General features: G+C 67.1%; 10 protein-coding genes (1 of these 10 running past the window's edge). 7 read left to right on the top strand and 3 right to left on the bottom strand.

Features of this window, described 5'->3' with window-relative positions:
* Positions 1-62 precede the first annotated feature (62 nt).
* Both ABFX56_RS15745 and ABFX56_RS15740 read right to left on the bottom strand, forming a co-directional pair.
* Positions 63-701 (bottom strand): DUF222 domain-containing protein, encoded by a 639-nt coding sequence (locus ABFX56_RS15745; RefSeq protein WP_346234314.1) that lies wholly within the window; start codon positions 699-701, stop codon positions 63-65.
* Positions 702-1,010: 309 nt separating this feature from the next.
* Positions 1,011-2,165 (bottom strand): acyl-CoA dehydrogenase family protein, encoded by a 1,155-nt coding sequence (locus ABFX56_RS15740; RefSeq protein WP_346234313.1) that lies wholly within the window; start codon positions 2,163-2,165, stop codon positions 1,011-1,013.
* 230 nt (positions 2,166-2,395) lie between these two features.
* Between ABFX56_RS15740 and ABFX56_RS15735 the strand changes: the two genes are divergently transcribed.
* The 3 genes from ABFX56_RS15735 to ABFX56_RS15725 are packed head-to-tail and all read left to right on the top strand — an operon-like array spanning position 2,396 to position 5,103.
* The gene (locus ABFX56_RS15735; protein WP_346234312.1) at positions 2,396-3,175 is read left to right on the top strand and encodes an electron transfer flavoprotein subunit beta/FixA family protein; all 780 of its coding nucleotides are present in this window, start codon (positions 2,396-2,398) and stop codon (positions 3,173-3,175) included.
* A 30-nt stretch (positions 3,176-3,205) separates the two neighbouring features.
* Positions 3,206-4,180 (top strand): electron transfer flavoprotein subunit alpha/FixB family protein, encoded by a 975-nt coding sequence (locus ABFX56_RS15730; RefSeq protein WP_346234311.1) that lies wholly within the window; start codon positions 3,206-3,208, stop codon positions 4,178-4,180.
* Positions 4,177-5,103: a cytochrome b/b6 domain-containing protein gene (locus ABFX56_RS15725; RefSeq protein WP_428834464.1), complete on the top strand. Its 927-nt coding sequence runs from the start codon at positions 4,177-4,179 to the stop codon at positions 5,101-5,103. Before ABFX56_RS15730 ends, ABFX56_RS15725 begins: the two co-directional genes overlap by 4 nt.
* 92 nt (positions 5,104-5,195) lie before the next feature.
* Here the strand turns inward: ABFX56_RS15725 and ABFX56_RS15720 are convergent, their stop codons facing one another.
* Positions 5,196-5,540, bottom strand: a complete 345-nt coding sequence (locus ABFX56_RS15720) for a hypothetical protein (RefSeq protein ID WP_346234310.1) — start codon at positions 5,538-5,540, stop codon at positions 5,196-5,198.
* A 165-nt stretch (positions 5,541-5,705) separates the two neighbouring features.
* Here ABFX56_RS15720 and ABFX56_RS15715 point away from each other — a divergent pair, with 165 nt between their 5' ends.
* From ABFX56_RS15715 to ABFX56_RS15700, 4 genes are all read left to right on the top strand, one after another.
* On the top strand, positions 5,706-6,311 hold the full coding sequence (locus ABFX56_RS15715) for a DUF1326 domain-containing protein (protein ID WP_346234309.1): 606 nt from the start codon (positions 5,706-5,708) through the stop codon (positions 6,309-6,311).
* Positions 6,312-7,085, top strand: coding sequence for a DUF2182 domain-containing protein (locus tag ABFX56_RS15710; RefSeq protein WP_346234308.1), 774 nt, complete (start codon positions 6,312-6,314; stop codon positions 7,083-7,085).
* Positions 7,086-7,209: 124 nt separating this feature from the next.
* Positions 7,210-9,006, top strand: coding sequence for an acyl-CoA dehydrogenase (locus tag ABFX56_RS15705; RefSeq protein ID WP_346234307.1), 1,797 nt, complete (start codon positions 7,210-7,212; stop codon positions 9,004-9,006).
* 404 nt (positions 9,007-9,410) lie between these two features.
* A protein-coding gene (locus ABFX56_RS15700; RefSeq protein WP_346234306.1) for a hypothetical protein crosses the window boundary here: on the top strand, positions 9,411-17,205 show its 5' end (the start). 20,636 nt of this gene lie beyond the right edge of the window; 7,795 of the gene's 28,431 nt are visible here — the first part of the coding sequence; the start codon lies at positions 9,411-9,413; its stop codon lies off the right edge, out of view.

The raw sequence follows: 17,205 nt of genomic DNA, 5'->3' as shown, positions 1-17,205 counted from the left end.
GCGACGGCGACAACGACGAATCCATCTCATCGGTCAAAGACATTCAGTGTCAGAACCTTTCATCAAATATGACTCTTACACAGACAATCTGACACCCTCTGGGATCCGTCCTGGTCCAGGAACATCCGCCACACACCGGCCTGGTTACGGATATCGTCCGCCGCGCAGGCCACCGGGGATAACTCGGTGGCCCCGCACGCGGCGGCCACCAACGCGGTTTCCGCCGCCTGCAGCACGTCGCGACCCACCGGGTGGGTCAGCGCGGTCAGTCCCGCCACGATCGCGTGGGCACTATCCAGACCGATCGTCCCGGCAACCATGGCGTCGGCGACAACGGCGAATTGGGCAGGTAGCCGCTCCCCGGACAGCGACAGCCGCCCGCGCACGGCCCGGCCGGTCTTGATCCGTTTGCGGGCGGTATCCCCGGAGACCTGGGCGACCCGTTCCAGCAACTCCGCACTATTGCGGCAGCCCTTCCGGGCGGCCAGACCACACCTGCCCACCTCGTTGCGGGAGAGTTCGGCCACCTCCCCGGCCGCCAGCACCCGCAGTGCGTCCACCCGCCGGCCCAGACGTTCGGTCGCCGCTAGCAGGCTGAGCAGGTCGTCCTCGGACATGCCACCCAGTCCGCGCGGATCCAGCACCGCGGCCACCCGTGCGGTGATCCCATCCAATACTGTGGTGGTGGTGGGGTTTCCCATACCCCTATTTTGCCACGGAATGCAAGCAGTATCGTATCTTTCTTCGATGTGTGGATAACTATATCCGCTATTGACGCGTCGATAGTTGGCCTACGGTGTACTAGGGAAGCACCAACTGCGGGTGGTGAGAACTCATCATGGCCGTATGTGTGTTCGACATCCTTGCAGGGTCTCGACACTTCGACAAGCTCAGTGGAGCCCAAGCTCGACCACCGGAGAAAGGTGCGGGTCGCGACGAGCTCGACCACCGGGGCGGGTCGACCACTGGGGCGGCTCGACTACTTGGAAGGGGCTGGTGGACCGCGCCGATCAGTAGGAGCGGGGGAGACCCAGGGTGTGCTGTGCCACATAATTGAGCACCATCTCGCGACTGACCGGGGCGATCCGCAGCAGGCGCACGATGCCCCAGAGTGGGATGAGTCCGTACTCGGTGCTAAGTCCGTTGCCGCCGTGGGTCTGGATGGCAGCATCCACGGCGCCCAGTGCTGCTTCCGCGGCAGCGTACTTTGCCATGTTCGACGCCTCGCCGGCCGGGCGACCGTTGTCGTGCAACCAGGCAGCTTTGCGCGTCATCAGCGCCGCCAATTCCACCTCGATCTTGGCCTTGGCCAGCACGTGCGACACGCCCTGGTGGCTGCCGATCGGCACGTCCCAGACCTTGCGGGTGCGAGCGTACTCTGCCGTCTTCTCCAACGCGTACCTGCCGACGCCAACGCAAATCGCTGCGCCCACGATGCGCTCCGGGTTCAAACCGTGGAACACCTCGGCGAAGCCTTCGTTTTCGGCTCCGACCAGCGCGTCGCTGCCAAGACGCAGGTTGTCGAAGAACAGCGTGAACTGACGCTCCGGAAGCGAGGCGGAAACCGGAAGCCGCTGCGCCACGAAGCCGGGGGCATCGGTGGGCACGATGAACAGCGATAGCAGCGCTTTGCCGTTTTCTTCGTTGGTGCCGGTGCGCGCTACGACGAGCACGGCATCCGCCTCGTCGACTCCGGAGATGTAGTACTTGGTGCCGTTCAGCACCCAGTCATCGCCGTCGCGCACCGCGGTGGTGGCCATCTTCAGGGTGTTGGATCCGGCATCCGGCTCGGTAATGGCGAACACCACCTTGCTTTCGCCGCTGGCCATCCGGGGCAACCACGTCTCCTTCTGGGACTGGCTGCCATAGCGGGAAATGACTTCGCCGGAGATGGCGCTCGAGACGAGCATCAGCAGCAATGGCGTGCCTTGGGCGGCCGTCTCTTCGCACACCAGGGCCAGCTCGGTGAGGCCGGCCCCGCCGCCGCCGAACTCCTCCGGCAGATTGATGCCGATGAAGCCCTGCTTGCCGAGTTCCAGCCACAATTCTTGGGTCGGCTTGTTGCTGGCGCCGTGATCCGCGTAATAGGAGTCGCCGAATGATCGGGTGACCGCAGCCACCGCCTCACGTATGTCCGCGTGGCTCTCTTCGTCGTCGAAGTTCATGGTGGCGATCCTTTCGTGGGTGCAGTACTCGGAATGCATTCACGGCGTGTGGCCGTTGTCACAATTGTATGATGTCCCAGTAAATCACCATTAACTGAACTTCTTCCTATCGCCGGGTCACTACGTCCCTCCGGTTTGTGAAGGAGGGCCCTACTATCGGTTAGAAGAACCGCGGATTCACACCCGCCATTCGGATGCTGTCTATCCGGATTCTGCAGAAGGAGCGAGCCATGAAGATCGTCGTGCTGATCAAGCAAGTGCCCGATACCTATGAGGAGCGCAGGTTGGATCCGGCGACGGGGATTCTGGATCGGGCGGCCAGCGATCCGATCATCGACGAGATCGGTGAACGCGCCCTGGAGGTGGCGTTGCGCTACAAGGATGCCCATAAGGGCACCGAGGTGGTGCTGGTGTCGATGGGGCCGAGTTCGGTAACCGCCGCGCTGCGTAAGGGGTTGTCGCTGGGGGCGGATGCGGCGGTGCACGTGCTGGATGATTCGCTGGCCGGCGCCGACCTGGCCCGCACCGCCTCGGTGCTGGCGGCCGCGCTGACCAAGTCGGGGTATGACCTGGTCATTGCCGGCAACGAGTCCACCGATGGTCGTGGTGGGGTGATCCCCGCGATGGTTGCCGAGCACCTGGGTCTACCGCATCTGACCTTTTTGGACTCGGTGGAGATTTCCGAGTCCCAGGTGAGTGGGGAACGCGGCACCGACAGCGGCAGCATTCAGGTGCACACCGGGTTGCCGGCTGTCGTCTCGGTCACTGAACGCACTCCGGAGGTGCGGTTCCCGAACTTCAAGGGCATTCTCTCGGCGAAGAAGAAGCCGCTGACCGTGCTCACGGTGGGCGAGCTGGGTCTGGGTGCCGATGCGCTGTCCGGTGGGGGCCGGTCGGTGGTGTTGAGCACCGCCGAGCGGCCATCGCGTACCGCGGGCACGAAGGTCGTTGACGAGGGCAACGCGGGTGTCGAACTGGCGGAATTCCTGGCCGCGGGCCACCTGATCTGACCGACGTTGATCGAACCTAAGGAATCTGACATGCCCAACATCCTTGCCCTGATCGAACGCTCCAGCACCGGCGAGATCCGGAACACCGCGCCGTCGTTGATCGCCGCCGCCGGACGGTTGGGCACCCCGGTCGCGGTGGTCGCGGTCGCCCCTGGTGCGGGAGCCGGCCTGGTCGACGCGCTCGGCGCGCTGGGCGCCCAGCAGGTGTTTCTGGCCGAGTCCGATCGGGTCGACTCGCTGCTGGTGGGCCCGCAGTTGGAGGCGTTGGTGGCCGCCAGTGCCGCCCTGGATCCGGCCGCGGTCCTGGTGGCGAACTCCGTTGAGGGCCGGGATGTTGCCGCCCGTCTGGCGGTGCGTCTGAAGGGTGGCCTGTGCATTGATGCGGTGGATGTGCGTTCGGATGCCGGAAAGATCGTGGTCACTCATTCGATTTTCGGCGGCGCCTACACGGTCGAGTCGACCGTGGAGGGCGGGCCGGCGATCGTGACGCTGCGTCCGGGGGCCATCGAGGAGCGTGCCACGGCCGCGACGCCGACCGTCAGCACCGTTCAGGTGAGCGCTGATGCCGCGACCTCGGCGGTGGTCGACGGCATCACCGACGCGGTGGGCACCTCGGCCCGGCCGGAGTTGCGGGAGGCGAAAGTGGTCGTCTCCGGCGGCCGCGGCCTTGGCTCCAAGGAGAAGTTCGAGCTGGTAGAACAGCTGGCGGATGCGCTCGGCGCGGCGGTGGGCGCCTCGCGCGCGGCGGTGGATGCCGGTTACGTGCCGCAGACTTCCCAGGTGGGCCAGACCGGAACCACGGTGTCGCCGCAGCTGTATATCGCGTTGGGTATTTCCGGCGCGATCCAGCATCGGGCCGGCATGCAGACCGCCAAGACGATCGTGGCGATCAACAAGGACGCCGACGCGCCGATCTTCGACATCGCTGACTACGGCATTGTCGGAGACGTGTTCACCGTCGTGCCGCAACTGATCCAGGCGCTGGAAGAGCGAGCCGCATCGTGACGGCGGAGTCGAAATCGGTCACCGCCGCCCGGTGGTTCAAACCGGCGGTGATCACCCTCGCAGCGCTAGTCGCCCTGGTCGTGGTCGTGCTGGTGGCTAAGGGGCTGCGGGAGCTGCCGGCGGTGCAGTCGTTCATGACCGACTTCCCCGGCCAATCCGAACTGCCCAAGGTGGCGCCGGTGGGTTTCCCGGCCTGGCTGTCCTGGCAGCACTTCCTGAACTTCTTCTTCATCATCCTGATCATCCGGTCCGGTTGGCAGGTGCGCACCACCGCCCGGCCGCCGGCGCACTGGACCCGCAACAACAAGGGCCTGATCCGCACCAAGGGCACCCCGACCAAGATCAGCCTGCACCTGTGGTTCCACCTCAGCCTGGCCGCCTTCTGGGTAGCCAACGGCATCATCTTCCTGATCCTGCTGTTTCCCACCGGCCAATGGATGCGCATCGTCCCGCTGCACTGGGACGTGATCCCCAACTCGATCTCGGTCGCCATCCAATACGCGTCCCTGAACTGGCCCACCGAAAACGGTTGGGTCAACTACAACAGCCTGCAACTAATCGCCTACTTCGTCACCGTGTTCATCGCCGCACCCCTCGCCGTCATCACCGGGATACGGATGTCCGGGGCCTGGCCCAAGAACGCCACCACCTTAAACCGGATCTATCCGATCGAGATCGCCCGGGCCATCCACTTCCCGATCATGCTCTACTACGTCCTGTTCACCATCGTGCACGTCACCCTGGTACTGGCCACCGGAGCACTACGCAACCTCAACCACATGTATGGCGGCAGCGACCACGAGAACTGGGTCGGCTTCTGGATCTTCGCCACCTCCATCCTGGTCATGGCCGCCGCCTGGTACGCCGCCAGACCACTGCTACTACGCCCGGTCGCCTCCCTCACCGGCACCATCACCCGCTAAGACCCCGGTGGTCGAGCCTGTCAAGACCCCCCCCCCCAACGAACCGGGATTTCGACAAGCCCAATCACCGATACCAGTACCGGAACCCGAACTCACGAATCGATGAGCTTCAACAGGTTCTTCGACGCAGTGGCAATATCGTCATGGTCGTTTTGCGCAGCACGTGATTCGAGGGAAATAACCGCGCAGCGGTGCACCTTGGAGAAATCGCCGAACGGGAAGCTGTAGCGTCCCTTGGTCTCGGCTGGTTTATCCGTGTCGATTCCCAGGTGCCAGCGCCCGTACGCCTCCCAGCCTTCCTGATCGACAAACTTGTTCTCGTCGTCGGTCGAGGGAGCGTGCTCGCTCCAGTCGTCCCGTTCGTCGCGGACCACACTGCCCCCTTTGACCAGACGACGGGCAGCGCTGAGCGCATCATCATTCAGTTTCACCGACACGGTTCTTCCTCCCGCTCTCTAACGTTTGCTGCAATCCAGGTCACGTTACGCGCGGACCATGACACCGCGAAGGGCGAGTGCTTCACAAGAGATCAATCGGTTGACATCGCCGCCGGCCGCGAGGAGAATCCTCGGCGCAAAGTCACCTCTCGGAAGGAACTTACGATGACGTGGCAACTAGAAGGCACCTACTTCGAGAACTGCAATTGCGACATGATCTGCCCCTGTACCACCTCCGGGTTGAGTGCTCCAGCCGACAATGAGCGATGCAGAGTGGCGATGGCGTTCCATGTCGACAACGGTGACGTCAACGGTGTTGACGTCGATGGCCTCACCGTCTGTCTCGTCGCCGATACGCCTGCGCTGATGAGTGAGGGAGGTTGGAAACTCGGCCTTCTGATGGATTCGACGGCCTCGGCGGAACAGGCGGAAGCGCTCGGTGCTGTGTTCGGCGGCCAGCTCGGCGGACCGATGGCGGGCCTGGCTCCGCTGATCGGCGAAATGGCCGGGATGCAGTCCTCTGAGATGACGTATTCCGACGACGGGAAACGCCACCAGGTCACCGTCGGCAACGCTGTCCAGATGACCGTCGAAGACTTTGTGTCGCCACTGGATCCCACCGGGTTGGGGGTGAAGGTCAGCGGAGTCGGTTTCCCCGCCGACACCCTCGCCGCAGGATTATCCAGCACCGGGCGCATCGACGTGTTCGGGATGACCTGGGACAACGCGGGGAAGAACTCCTTCTCGGCTCCGTTCGCCTGGTCAGCCTAGGTGTCCGGTCGCGCACGCGCACACCTGACCACCGGTCACCGCGCCAGCGCGCTGGCGCTGATCGCCTGCGCGGCGCTCGCCTGGCTGATTACCGTACAGCAGTTCATCGGCATGCCTGCCGGGCCCGGAACGATGGGTCTCGGACTGGTCGGGTTCCTGGCGGTGTGGGAACTGATGATGGTCGCGATGATGTTGCCGACCCTGGCGCCGCTCACGTCGACTTACCTGCGCACGCTGCGCGCCCTACAGCCGTCCCGGATCAGGCTGGCACGCACGACGGCCCTGGTCGTCGGCTACCTGATCACCTGGCTGGGCTTCGGACTGCTCGCCTACTTCGCGGCGAGCCTGCTAGCCGTGCTGGTCGCGGTGGCGCCCGTCGCGGCGACCTGGGTCGGCGCCGGGCTGCTCGCGGCGGCGGGCATCTATCAGCTGACGCCGCTGAAAGACTTCTGCCTCAGACACTGCCGGTCACCGATGGCCTTCCTGTTGCACGTGTCCGGTTATCGAGGCCGGTTTCGGGATCTCCGCGTCGGCATGTATCACGGTTCGTATTGCGCCGGTTGCTGCTGGGGATTGATGGTGGTCCTGATCTGCGTCGGGGTGATGAACCTGGTGTGGATGGCTGCCATCGCGGCGGCGATCCTCTTGGAGAAGACGTGGAAGCACGGCCGCGCATTCAGCAAGGTGGTCGGAGTAGGCATCATCGTATTTGCGTGCTTCGTTCCACTGAATCCGGTATTGCTGCCCGGGCTGACCGCGGTCATGCCCATGTGAGCGGGCCTGTGGCTTGTAGGACTACACCGCAGCATCCGTGCGCAGTCGGAGCAATATTGTAGGAAATCGGCACAGAAACGCGGCAATCCGGGCGGATTCCGCCATGCAAGGTACGCTGGCGAACATGAGCGAGTACCGACCTCCCGTATCCGAAGTAGCCTTCATCCTCAAGCACGTCGTGGGGTACCCGGACATCGCCAAGTTGCCCGGTTTTGAGCACGCCGACCTCGACACGGTGATGGAGTTGCTTGAGCAGTGCGGCGAGTTCATGGCCGATGTCGTGGCGCCTACCAACCGCGCCGGCGACCTGGAAGGCTCGCGCTGGCAGCCCGATGGCACCGTCGTCACGCCGACCGGCTTCAAAGAGGCCTATCACCAGTACGTCGAAGCAGGCTGGGGCGCGATGCCGTTGCCCGAGGAGTTCGGCGGCGGCGGATTCCCCCGGGTGATCGGGCTGATCATCCAGGAGTTCATGACGTCAGCGAACATGGCATTCGCGCTCGGCCCGCTACTCACCCAGGGGGCTATCGACGCGCTGCTGCATCACGGCGCCACCGAACAGCAGCAGCGCTTCCTGCCGAAAATGGTGACCGGCGAGTGGGCCGCGACGATGAACCTCACCGAGCCGCAGGCCGGTTCGGATGTCGGCGCGCTGACCACCCGCGCGGTGCGGCAAGACGACGGCAGCTATGCCATCAGCGGGCAGAAGATCTTCATCACCTTCGGCGACCACGACATGGCCGAGCAGATCGTGCACCTGGTGCTTGCACGCACACCAGACGCCCCGGCCGGCACCAAGGGCATCTCCTGCTTCATCGTGCCGAAGTTCCTGGTGAACGAGGATGGTTCGCTGGGGGAGCGCAACGGCGTGAAGACGCTGTCGATCGAGCACAAGCTCGGCATCCACGGGTCGCCGACCTGCGTACTCGCGTACGAGAACGCCACCGGCTATCTCATCGGCGAAGAAAACATGGGCATGCGGATCATGTTCATCATGATGAACAGCGCCCGTCTCTCGGTTGGGATGCAGGGCCTGGCGGTCGCCGAACGCGCCTACCAGCAGTCGCTGGAGTATGCGCAGGAACGGCGCCAGGGCCGGGCCATCGGAGCGACTGGCCGAGACTCGGCGATCATCGAATTCCCGGACGTGCGCCGGATGCTGATGACCCAGAAGACCTACCTTGCGGCGCTGCGCCGGCTGATGTTGCTCAACGCCGTGTATGTCGACCACAGCACGCACGAGCCGGACCCGGCCGCGCGTAGCCGTTCCGACGAGATCGTGGGGCTGCTGACCCCGATCTGCAAGGCGTTCGGCACCGACCTGGGCAACGAGCTCACCTCGCTCGCGCTGCAGATCCACGGTGGCATGGGCTTCATCGAGGAGACCGGGGCCGCGCAGCACTTCCGCGACGTGCGGATCGCCGCGATCTACGAGGGTACCAACGGCATCCAGGCTGCAGACCTCGTCGGCCGGAAACTCGGCGTGCGCGGTGGGGCATCCTTCCTCGAGTTCATCGCGACCATGCGAGAGATCGTGCCAGAGCTGGCCGCTGCCGGAAACGACTTCGACTCCATCCGCGAGGAGCTCACCAGGCAGTTGGATGCCCTGGAGACAGCCACGAAGTGGATGCTTGCCACCAGCACTGCGGATCCCAACTCGGTCCTTGCCGGTTCCGTGCCGTATCTGCGGATGTGGGGCCTGAGTGTCGGCGGGTGGCTGATGGCGCGTTCGGCCCTGGCCGGTCCGGAGACCGGCGACCCGGAACTAGCCAACACCCAGCTGGTGCTCGCACGGTTCTACGCGGAGCAACTGCTGCCGCAAGCGTCGGGCCTGCTCGGCGCGGCGACCGCGGGCGCCCGTGACCTCTTCGCCCTGGATGCCGACCAGCTGGCAGGGGTCACGCGCCGTTTGGTCAAGTAGTAGCCGGTCATCACCCGCTTCGGGTGGTGCTGTCGACGCCCGTGCCGTGACCGCGCCCCCGGTGGTTGAGTCCGGGTCCTCGATCGTGCCAACTCCGAGCGGCAAGAGAAGGACGACCGAGCCTGCTCAGTGCCCTCCTGTGGCGATACTCCCCGGGTAATCGCCGCCCGGTGGAGGCCTCTGTCTCAACTCGTCAATATGAGTCATTGACACCTGCGAATTGACTACGGTATGGTCTCGCGAAGACCTTTCGTTGGTTGCCGGATCAGATCGTGACCTGCAAGCCCTCCGCCGGAAGAGCTCTGCCCTGTCGTGCGTCGCTCCCCTCGGGGTTTGACGTGCCAGGTGGTAGTTGCCCGCCCCCCCCGAACCGACTGCACCGCCTAGATCACCGGGAACCCCGCATGACTTGGACCGCGCTTGCAATAGCGACGCGGCGGACGTGGACCGCCGCCGTTGCGCTGGTGACTGCGGCGACCATGACACTGCCGGCGGCGAGTCCCGCTGCGGCACTTGCGGCTCCCAGCACGAACGCGCGCGAGCTCACGCTGCCGGTCACGCTCACGGGCGAGCAACTGGCCGACCTACTGCGCAACGGCGAGCACCAGGACGCGCCCGGCATCGGCCCCGCGCCAGGCAGCGCCGCGATCTCGCAGAACGACCTGTCGGCGGCGGCCGCTTCGGCCGCGGCGCAATGGCCCGGCTGGGACGTCAGCGGGGCGCGGCTGTACCTCGCAGACCTCGACGGCGCCACACTGGCCGTCACTTACGACAACGCGATCGCGGTCGACCCTGACGCTGCCGGGTGGGGCTGGTCGCTCAACGGCGGGGCCATGGACCTCGTCACGGTGCTCGCTCACGAGTACGGACACATCGCCGGCTTCCCCGACATCGACGGTGGCAGCGACCTGATGTCCCGCGTACTCGACCCCGGCGAGCAACGCGCGAACAGTGCCGAGCGGATGTATCCGGCAGCAGTTTCAGAACCCGCGCCCACCGCAGATCCGGCCCCGGCCGACCCCGCTCCGACCGTGGACCCCACACCGACCTCCGACCCCACCTCGGCGACGGACCCCGTCCCTTCGACGACCGCCGACCCCGTCACGACAAGCACCGATGCAGCGACGACGACTCCCGAGGCGGACACCGCGACCGTGCCCGGCGACGGTGACCAGGCGCCGGAGAGCTCGACCTCCGCCACGCCCGATGGGGCACCCGACGCGCTCGTGCCAACGGTCTGGTCGCGGTCGATCGGTGCCGGCGCGCACACCCTGGTCTTCAACGCGGATGGCACGGCCAGCTTCGGCAGCGAGACCCGCGCACTGACTGGAGTCACCGAGATCCGTGTCACCGGATCGGCCGGGGACGATATCTTCACCATCGACCGCACCGCAGCCGACCCGGCGATCACGGTCGTCTTCGACGGTGCCGACGGTTTCGACACGCTCGCTACTGCGGGTGACGGCAGCATCGTGTCGTTCCCCGCCGACGCCTCGTCCGGCACCCTGCACCTCGGTGCCATGACGGTGGTCTACTCGAACATCGAGCCGATCGTCGCGACTGGCACCGCGAATGACGTGGAGTTCACCCTCAGCGGCAGCGACGACAAGGCCGTGCTCGAGGAGATCACCGGCGGCCTCCGGCTGCGCAGCCTGAACAGCTCGTTCGAGCAGACCGACTTCACCGGGCCCACCGTCTCGCTCACCATCAACGGCGGCGACGGCAACGACACCATCACGATCATCGGCACCATCGCTCTGGGCGGCGCGACCCTCGTGATCAACGTCGAGAAGATCACCGTGCAGTCCGGCGCAACGATCACCGCAAAGCAGATCACGCTCAACGCCACCCAGTCGACCACCGGCGGACCTGGGCTCGATCCCGACTGCCTCCTGCGCCCGGCCACGCACTGCGCCGACGTGTCCGTCCTCGTCGACGGCGCATCGCTCACCGCCGAGCAGCTCACCCTCACCGCCACGGCGACCGTCGATCCCGACGAGACGGACCCCACCGCCTATGCGGTGATCGTCGACTCGAACGCGAGCGTGACCGTGACCGGCGCATCATCGCTGACCGCCACCGCCGGCGATGCGGTGCTCACCGCATCCTCGACAATCGGACCGGTCGAGTTGAACAAGAAGTACGGCGATGCTGCGATCGTGTTCTCGGACGCCTCGGTCACCGTCGGCGGCTCGGCCGTTGTGACCGCGAGCGGCAAGGTGATCCTCTCGTCGACCTCGACCGTGGATGCCGGTGCCAAGCCGGGGTCGGACGCGGCCAAGGACGAGGGCACCGCCGGCGCGGACGGCACCGCGAGCTTCGACGCCGCGGTGGCCATCCTCACCGTCACAGCGCGCGCGATCAGCAAGGTGACCAACACGGCCCGCATCACCGTGACCGGTGACCTCGAGGTCACGGCCGTCAACCACGCCACCCTGAGCGGCATCGCCGACGCGAAGGATGCAACGGCCGGGGCCGGCGTGGCGATCGCCCACCTCAACCAGACCACCGAGGCGGCCATCGACTCGACGAGCGCCACACCCAGCACGGCCGCCACACTCGCGCTGCTCGCCGAGCAGGAGGCCACGATCACCGCCTCATCCAACGCCGGCAAGGGCGGTGCGACCCAGAACAACGAGAGCGCGAACTCGGCGGATCGCGCGAACGGCCAGTCGTCCACCTCCGACGGCACCATCGACGTCGCCGGCGCGCTGTCGGTGTCGGTGCTCGGCACGAACACGAAGGCGCACGTCACCGGCGCGAAGGTCACCACGACCGGCGCGCAGACCATCACGGCGAAAGCCAAGAACACCGTCACGACCACCGCCGATGGCGGCACGACGGACGGCAGTGGCGGCGGATCCGGATTGGGACTGGCCATCGGGGTCGCGGTGAACATCATCGACGTCCTCACCGAAGCCTTCATCGGGAACGGCTCAACCCTGGGGGCGACGAGCGTCATGGTCGAGGCCCAGGGCCCGGCAACCGGCGAATCGAACTTCACCGCGACGTCGATCTCCGGCAAGAAGAGCTCCGGCTCGGTATCGATCGCCGGCTCGGTTGCGGTGAACTCGGTGACGGCAACGACGGCCGCCGAGGTGCGCGGGGCCGGCAGTTCGGCGGGCAACGCGGATGTCGCGCTGAAGGCCACGGCCGGCCACAACAACCATGCCAAGGCCACCGCGAAGCAGGACGGCGGTTCGGTGGGAGTCGGTGCCTCCGTCGCCATCAGCCTGATCAACGTCGCCGTGCAGGCGGGCCTGGCCGCGGCATCCGCCATCACCGGCATCAAGGCGCTGAACATCGAGGCGACCAGCACCGACGACACGACCACCGAGACGGAAGGCGGTGCCGGCGGCGGATCGTCCGCGTCTCTCACCGGTGTCGCCAGCATCGCGATCTCGAACGTGCGCACGGTCGCCTCCATTCTCACCGGACCAGCGCTGTCGACCAGTGCCGGTATCACCGCGAAGGCCGACCAGACCGCCAAGGCCACCACCACGGCGAAGGGCGCCACCGCGGCAGGCAGCGGATCCTCCCTCGCGGCGACCATCTCGTTCGCACTGACCTCCGCCGACCACGAGGCCGATTCGTCGATCTACCGGGACGTGACCTCGGCCGGCGACGTTGGCATGACGGCTGACGGCGTCTCGACGACGTCCACGAGCGCGGAAGCCAGCGCGGCGGGCGCGCCGGACGAGAGCAGCGACTCCACCGGCCAGAGTGCCAACCAGAAATCCGACGCCAAACTGTCCGATGCCGGGGCTCGCTCCTCGGCCGGTGCGAACGACTCCAGCACACCGGCGGCCGAGAACGAAGACGGCACGGACGTGACCGTGGCCGCCGCAATCGCCTTCAACCTGGTCGAATCCACCACCACGGCGCTGCTCGCCCCCGCCACCACCCTCACCACCAGCGGTGCCGCGTCGTTCACGACACACAACAACACGGATGCGACCGCGACCGCCGACGGCACGTCAACCGGCGCCACCTCGGTCGGCATCGGAGCCGGACTCGCCGTGAACAAGGTGAAGCTGCTGAACGAGGCCGGCATCGGCGTGGGCGCGAAACTGGTGGCGCATTCACTTGCTCTCAGCGCCACCGTGAAGCCGGTCGGCACCGACACGAGCCATGCGTTCGAGGCGACCGCCAAGGCGGGTGCCACCGACGGCAGCGGCACACTCGGCATCGCCGGGGCCTTCGCGCTGAACCTCGTCGACGCGACCACCCTCGCGGTCATCCACGGCGACCAGGCGCCCCTCACCGACTTCCTGCCCGACCGCGGGGTGGCCATCACCGGTGGAGGTGCGGTCAGTTTCACCGCCGGGTCGCAGAGCACCAACAAGGCGTCAGGACTCGCCAGCCAGTCGGGCACGGGCACCGTCGGAATCGGCGCCGCATTCGGCCTCAACCTCGTCAACTTCACCGTCTACGCCGGCATCGACCAGGTCGCCGACCCGACTCGCGGCCCACCGCTCACCGGCGCCGGCGCCATCACGATCACCGCTACCGAGGACACGACGTTCACCACGGAAGCGAAAGCCGGCGGCACATCCGGAACCGTCACCATCGTCCCGGCCATCGCCATCACGTTGGCCACCATCCGCACCAGCGCATCGCTCGGTGCAAGCAGCACCGCACTCACCGCCGAAAGCGTCACCGCGCAGGCCACCCAGAGTGTGAAGGCCGGCACCACCGCCAAGGGGGACACCAAGGCGGGCAGTACTGCCGGCATCGGCGTCTCCCTCGCGCTCGCCATCCTCGACAACGTCGTCGCAGAATCCGGCAGCGCCCGCAGCATCACCGCCGTCGGGGCCGTGGGCTTCCAGACCACGCAATCGGTCGATGTCACGACGCTCGCCGAAGCGGCCGCGAAAGGCGCCTCGCCGTCGGAAGGCAAGGACGGCGGCGGCAAGGACGTCAACCAGAAGGCCGATGCGAACCTCGGCAAGGCGAACCAATCCCGCAACGCCAACGGCGGCACGACCTCCACGAGTTCCACCCCCAAGGCGGCCTCCAACGAGGACGGCGGCAACTCGGTCTCGATCGCCGGCGCGATCGCGATCAACGTGGTGAACAGCGCCTCCCGGGCCTGGTTCGGCGACGGCGTCGTGATCTCGGCGGGTGGGGTCGTCACCCTGAAGTCGCTGGCGAACACGGATGTCTCGGCGAACGCCAAGGGCGACTCCGCGACCGACGGCTCGGTCGGGATCGGCGCGGGCGTCGCCGTCAACGACGTCGACATCGTGAACCGCGCGGTCACCGGCACCGCGACCATCACCGGCACCGGCCTGGTGCTGACCGCGGGCCTGGCCGGCGGGGACACCAACGACGTGATCCGCCGCTGGAGTGGATCCGAGTGGAGGATCGTCGAGGAGGGCAAGGAACTGCCAGGGCCGTCCAAGGACGACCTGGCCTACGTCAAGGCGAGTGCCGACGACGGCATCTACAAGTTCGACGGCTCCAACTGGTCGATGGACACCGACACCACCATCACCAGCGGCGCGGCCCTGCCCGGCACCCCGTCGAACGGTGACTACTTCCTCCTCACCACGGCGCGCGAGGGAAAGCCCGCGAAGAGCGTCTGGAAGTACAACGGCACCGCGTGGGAGTGGATCACCGCGGACGTGTACTCCGAGAAGGACGAACTGCCGAAGGACCAGATCGAGAAGAACGACTGGTTCCGGCTCACCGAGCAGGACGGGTCGAAGGCACCGGGCTTCTACAAGCGGAACGACCAGCACCAGTGGATCCTGCAGACCGGCGCGACGATCGGCACCGGCGACCACTTCCCGGCCGCCCCCGCCGCCGACCAGCTGTTCCGACTGTGGGAGCACGAGGTCACCGCGACCGCGCGGGCCGGCGCCAGCAAGTCGACCAGCGTCGGCATCGCCGGAGCCCTGGCCATCAACATCCTGCACAACACCACCGAAGCGCTGCTGCAGCCCGGCGCCTCCGCAACCCTCACCGGCGGCGCCGTCACGATCTCGGCGCAGAGCAATGAACGGGACCTCGCGAAGGCTTCCGGCAAGGCCGAGGTCGGATCCGCGACCGGCATCGGCGCGTCCGTCGCCCTGCAGGTCATCGACGGCAGCGCCGTGCGCGCCGGGGCCGAGGACGGCGCGGCGCTCACCGGCGGATCCTCGCTCAGCGTCGACGCGTTCGGCTTCCGTGAACTCGTCACCACCGCGGAGGGCGGCACAGCGGGCGGCACCGCGATCACCCCGGTCGTCGCCCTGGTCGTGAGCGTCGACGATGTCGTCATCGCGCGGCTCGGCACCTCCGGCACCGGATACACCGGGAGCGGCGCGGTGACCGTCACCGCGACGCACGTGAACCGCATCGTCACCGAGGGCAACGCCGAAGCCGCGGGCAAGAGCACCGCGGTAGGAGTGGACCTCTCCATCAACGCCGTCGTCGGCTGGGACACCCTCGCCGAGATCGCCCGCGACACCACCGGCACCGCCGTGACGGTGCTGGCAGTATCCGAACTGCGCTCCGAGGCGAAGGCGGTCGCCAGCGCGAAGGGTGCGGAGGAGTCCGACTCCAGTGGCGACCAGAAGTCCAAGGAGCAGGTCAACGGGAACAACCCGAACACGCAGGCGACCTCATCGAAGACCGCGGGCATGCCATCCTCGAACGGCGGAACCAACGGCACGAACGGGGCGACCGGCGCGAACAGCACATCGAGCAGCCAGTCCGGCTCCGGCAGCGGCAGCACCGGAGTCGCCGCCGCCGTCGCGGTCAACTGGGTCGTGGCGACGAACACCGCGCGCATCGCCGCGGACGTCGAGGTCACGGCGACGACGGGACCGGTCGTGGTGCGCTCGACCCTCTGGGCGAACGCGAGGGCCCTCGCGATGGGCTCGGCCATCGACCTCCAATCGAACGGCACCCGCGTCGGCGCAGCGATCGGCCTGAACGTGCAGGACCTCACCAACCGCGCGGCCATCGGTGCGGGCGCCGACGTCAGCGGCAACACCGGCGTCATCGTGGAAGCCACCACGCCGAGCGTCGGCGGGGTGGTGCAGAACAACGAATTCATCGTCTGGGCGTTCGCGGCCGGTGGCGGCAAGTCCACCTCCTTCGCCGGCAGCGCCGCGGTGCAGATCCTGCTGCTCACCACCGAGGCGCAGGTCGGGCAAGGTGCCGGCATCGACGCTTCGGCTGGCGGCATCGCCGTGCGGGCCGACCAGCGCATCGGCCTGCAGAACCTGGCGATCGCCGGCGCCCTGTCCACCGGCTCAGGCTCGGCGATCGGCGCCGCCTTCTCCGTGAACTACCTCGAGGTCGCCACGACGGCGCACGTCGACTCCAGCACCGGCGCCGGCAGCACCGGCCTGGATGCGGCGGGCGCGATCTCGGTTAGCGCCAAGTCCACCCTCGTCTCGCTTGTGCCGGATGTTCCCGAACCGCTCGACGGCAAGCTCGACTGGCTGTCGCTGACCTCCGTCGCCATCGCGGGCGGTGCGAGCTCCGGCGGGGCGGCCGTGTCCGGCGCGTTCATCATCGAGATCTTCAATTTCGACACCCGGGCCTGGATCGGCAACGGCGCGCAGGTCAACCAGGTCGGCGCGATCGGCCACGCCGGGCAGAGTGTGGCCGTGCGGGCGGAGGACAACCTCACCGTCGACGACGTCGGCGGCACCCTGGCGCTCAGCCAGAGCTCGGCCAGCGTCGGCATCACCGTGATCGTCGTCGTCGCCAACTCCAATTTGCGAGCCTGGATCGGCGACTCCGCCGACGTCCGGGCGGGCGGTTCGGTGACCGTCGCCGCCGACGGGACCGAGGACTGGTTCCTCCTCGCCATCGCGGGCGGGCTGAGCCTCAACTCGGCCGCCGCCTCGGGCGCCGTCATCGTGTTCGTCGCCGGCCAGGGCGGTTCCGACCCCAAGGTCCGCGCGCACGTCGGCGCCGACACCGAGGTGCACGCGCTCGGCGCCGTGGCCGTCACTGCGATCCGCGCGATGAACGCCGACCTGGCTGCCGGGAACCTCGCGATCGGCGGCGGCTCGGCCGGAGTGGGGGCATCCGCGATCGTCGTGGTCCGCAACAGCACCGTCGAGGCCCAGGTCGGCGTGAACGCCGACGTTCAGGCCCAGGGAGCGGGCCTCACAATCTCGGCGACGAAGTCGGGCGACCTGATGCTCCTGGCCGTCGGCGGTTCCGGAGGAAGCACCGCCGGGGTGGCCGGTTCCG

Origin of the sequence: Parafrigoribacterium mesophilum, from assembly GCF_039652555.1 — a bacterium.
GTDB lineage: Bacteria > Actinomycetota > Actinomycetes > Actinomycetales > Microbacteriaceae > Parafrigoribacterium > Parafrigoribacterium mesophilum.
This window is presented reverse-complemented; position numbering and strand designations above follow the sequence as displayed.

Excerpts from the sequence above, each read along its gene's own strand:
- ABFX56_RS15730 (WP_346234311.1), top strand. The coding sequence starts at position 3,206 with ATGCCCAACATCCTTGCCCTGATCGAACGCTCCAGCACCGGCGAGATC.
- ABFX56_RS15715 (WP_346234309.1), top strand. The coding sequence starts at position 5,706 with ATGACGTGGCAACTAGAAGGCACCTACTTCGAGAACTGCAATTGCGAC.
- ABFX56_RS15745 (WP_346234314.1), bottom strand. The coding sequence starts at position 701 with ATGGGAAACCCCACCACCACCACAGTATTGGATGGGATCACCGCACGG.
- ABFX56_RS15740 (WP_346234313.1), bottom strand. The coding sequence starts at position 2,165 with ATGAACTTCGACGACGAAGAGAGCCACGCGGACATACGTGAGGCGGTG.
- ABFX56_RS15735 (WP_346234312.1), top strand. The coding sequence starts at position 2,396 with ATGAAGATCGTCGTGCTGATCAAGCAAGTGCCCGATACCTATGAGGAG.
- ABFX56_RS15705 (WP_346234307.1), top strand. The coding sequence starts at position 7,210 with ATGAGCGAGTACCGACCTCCCGTATCCGAAGTAGCCTTCATCCTCAAG.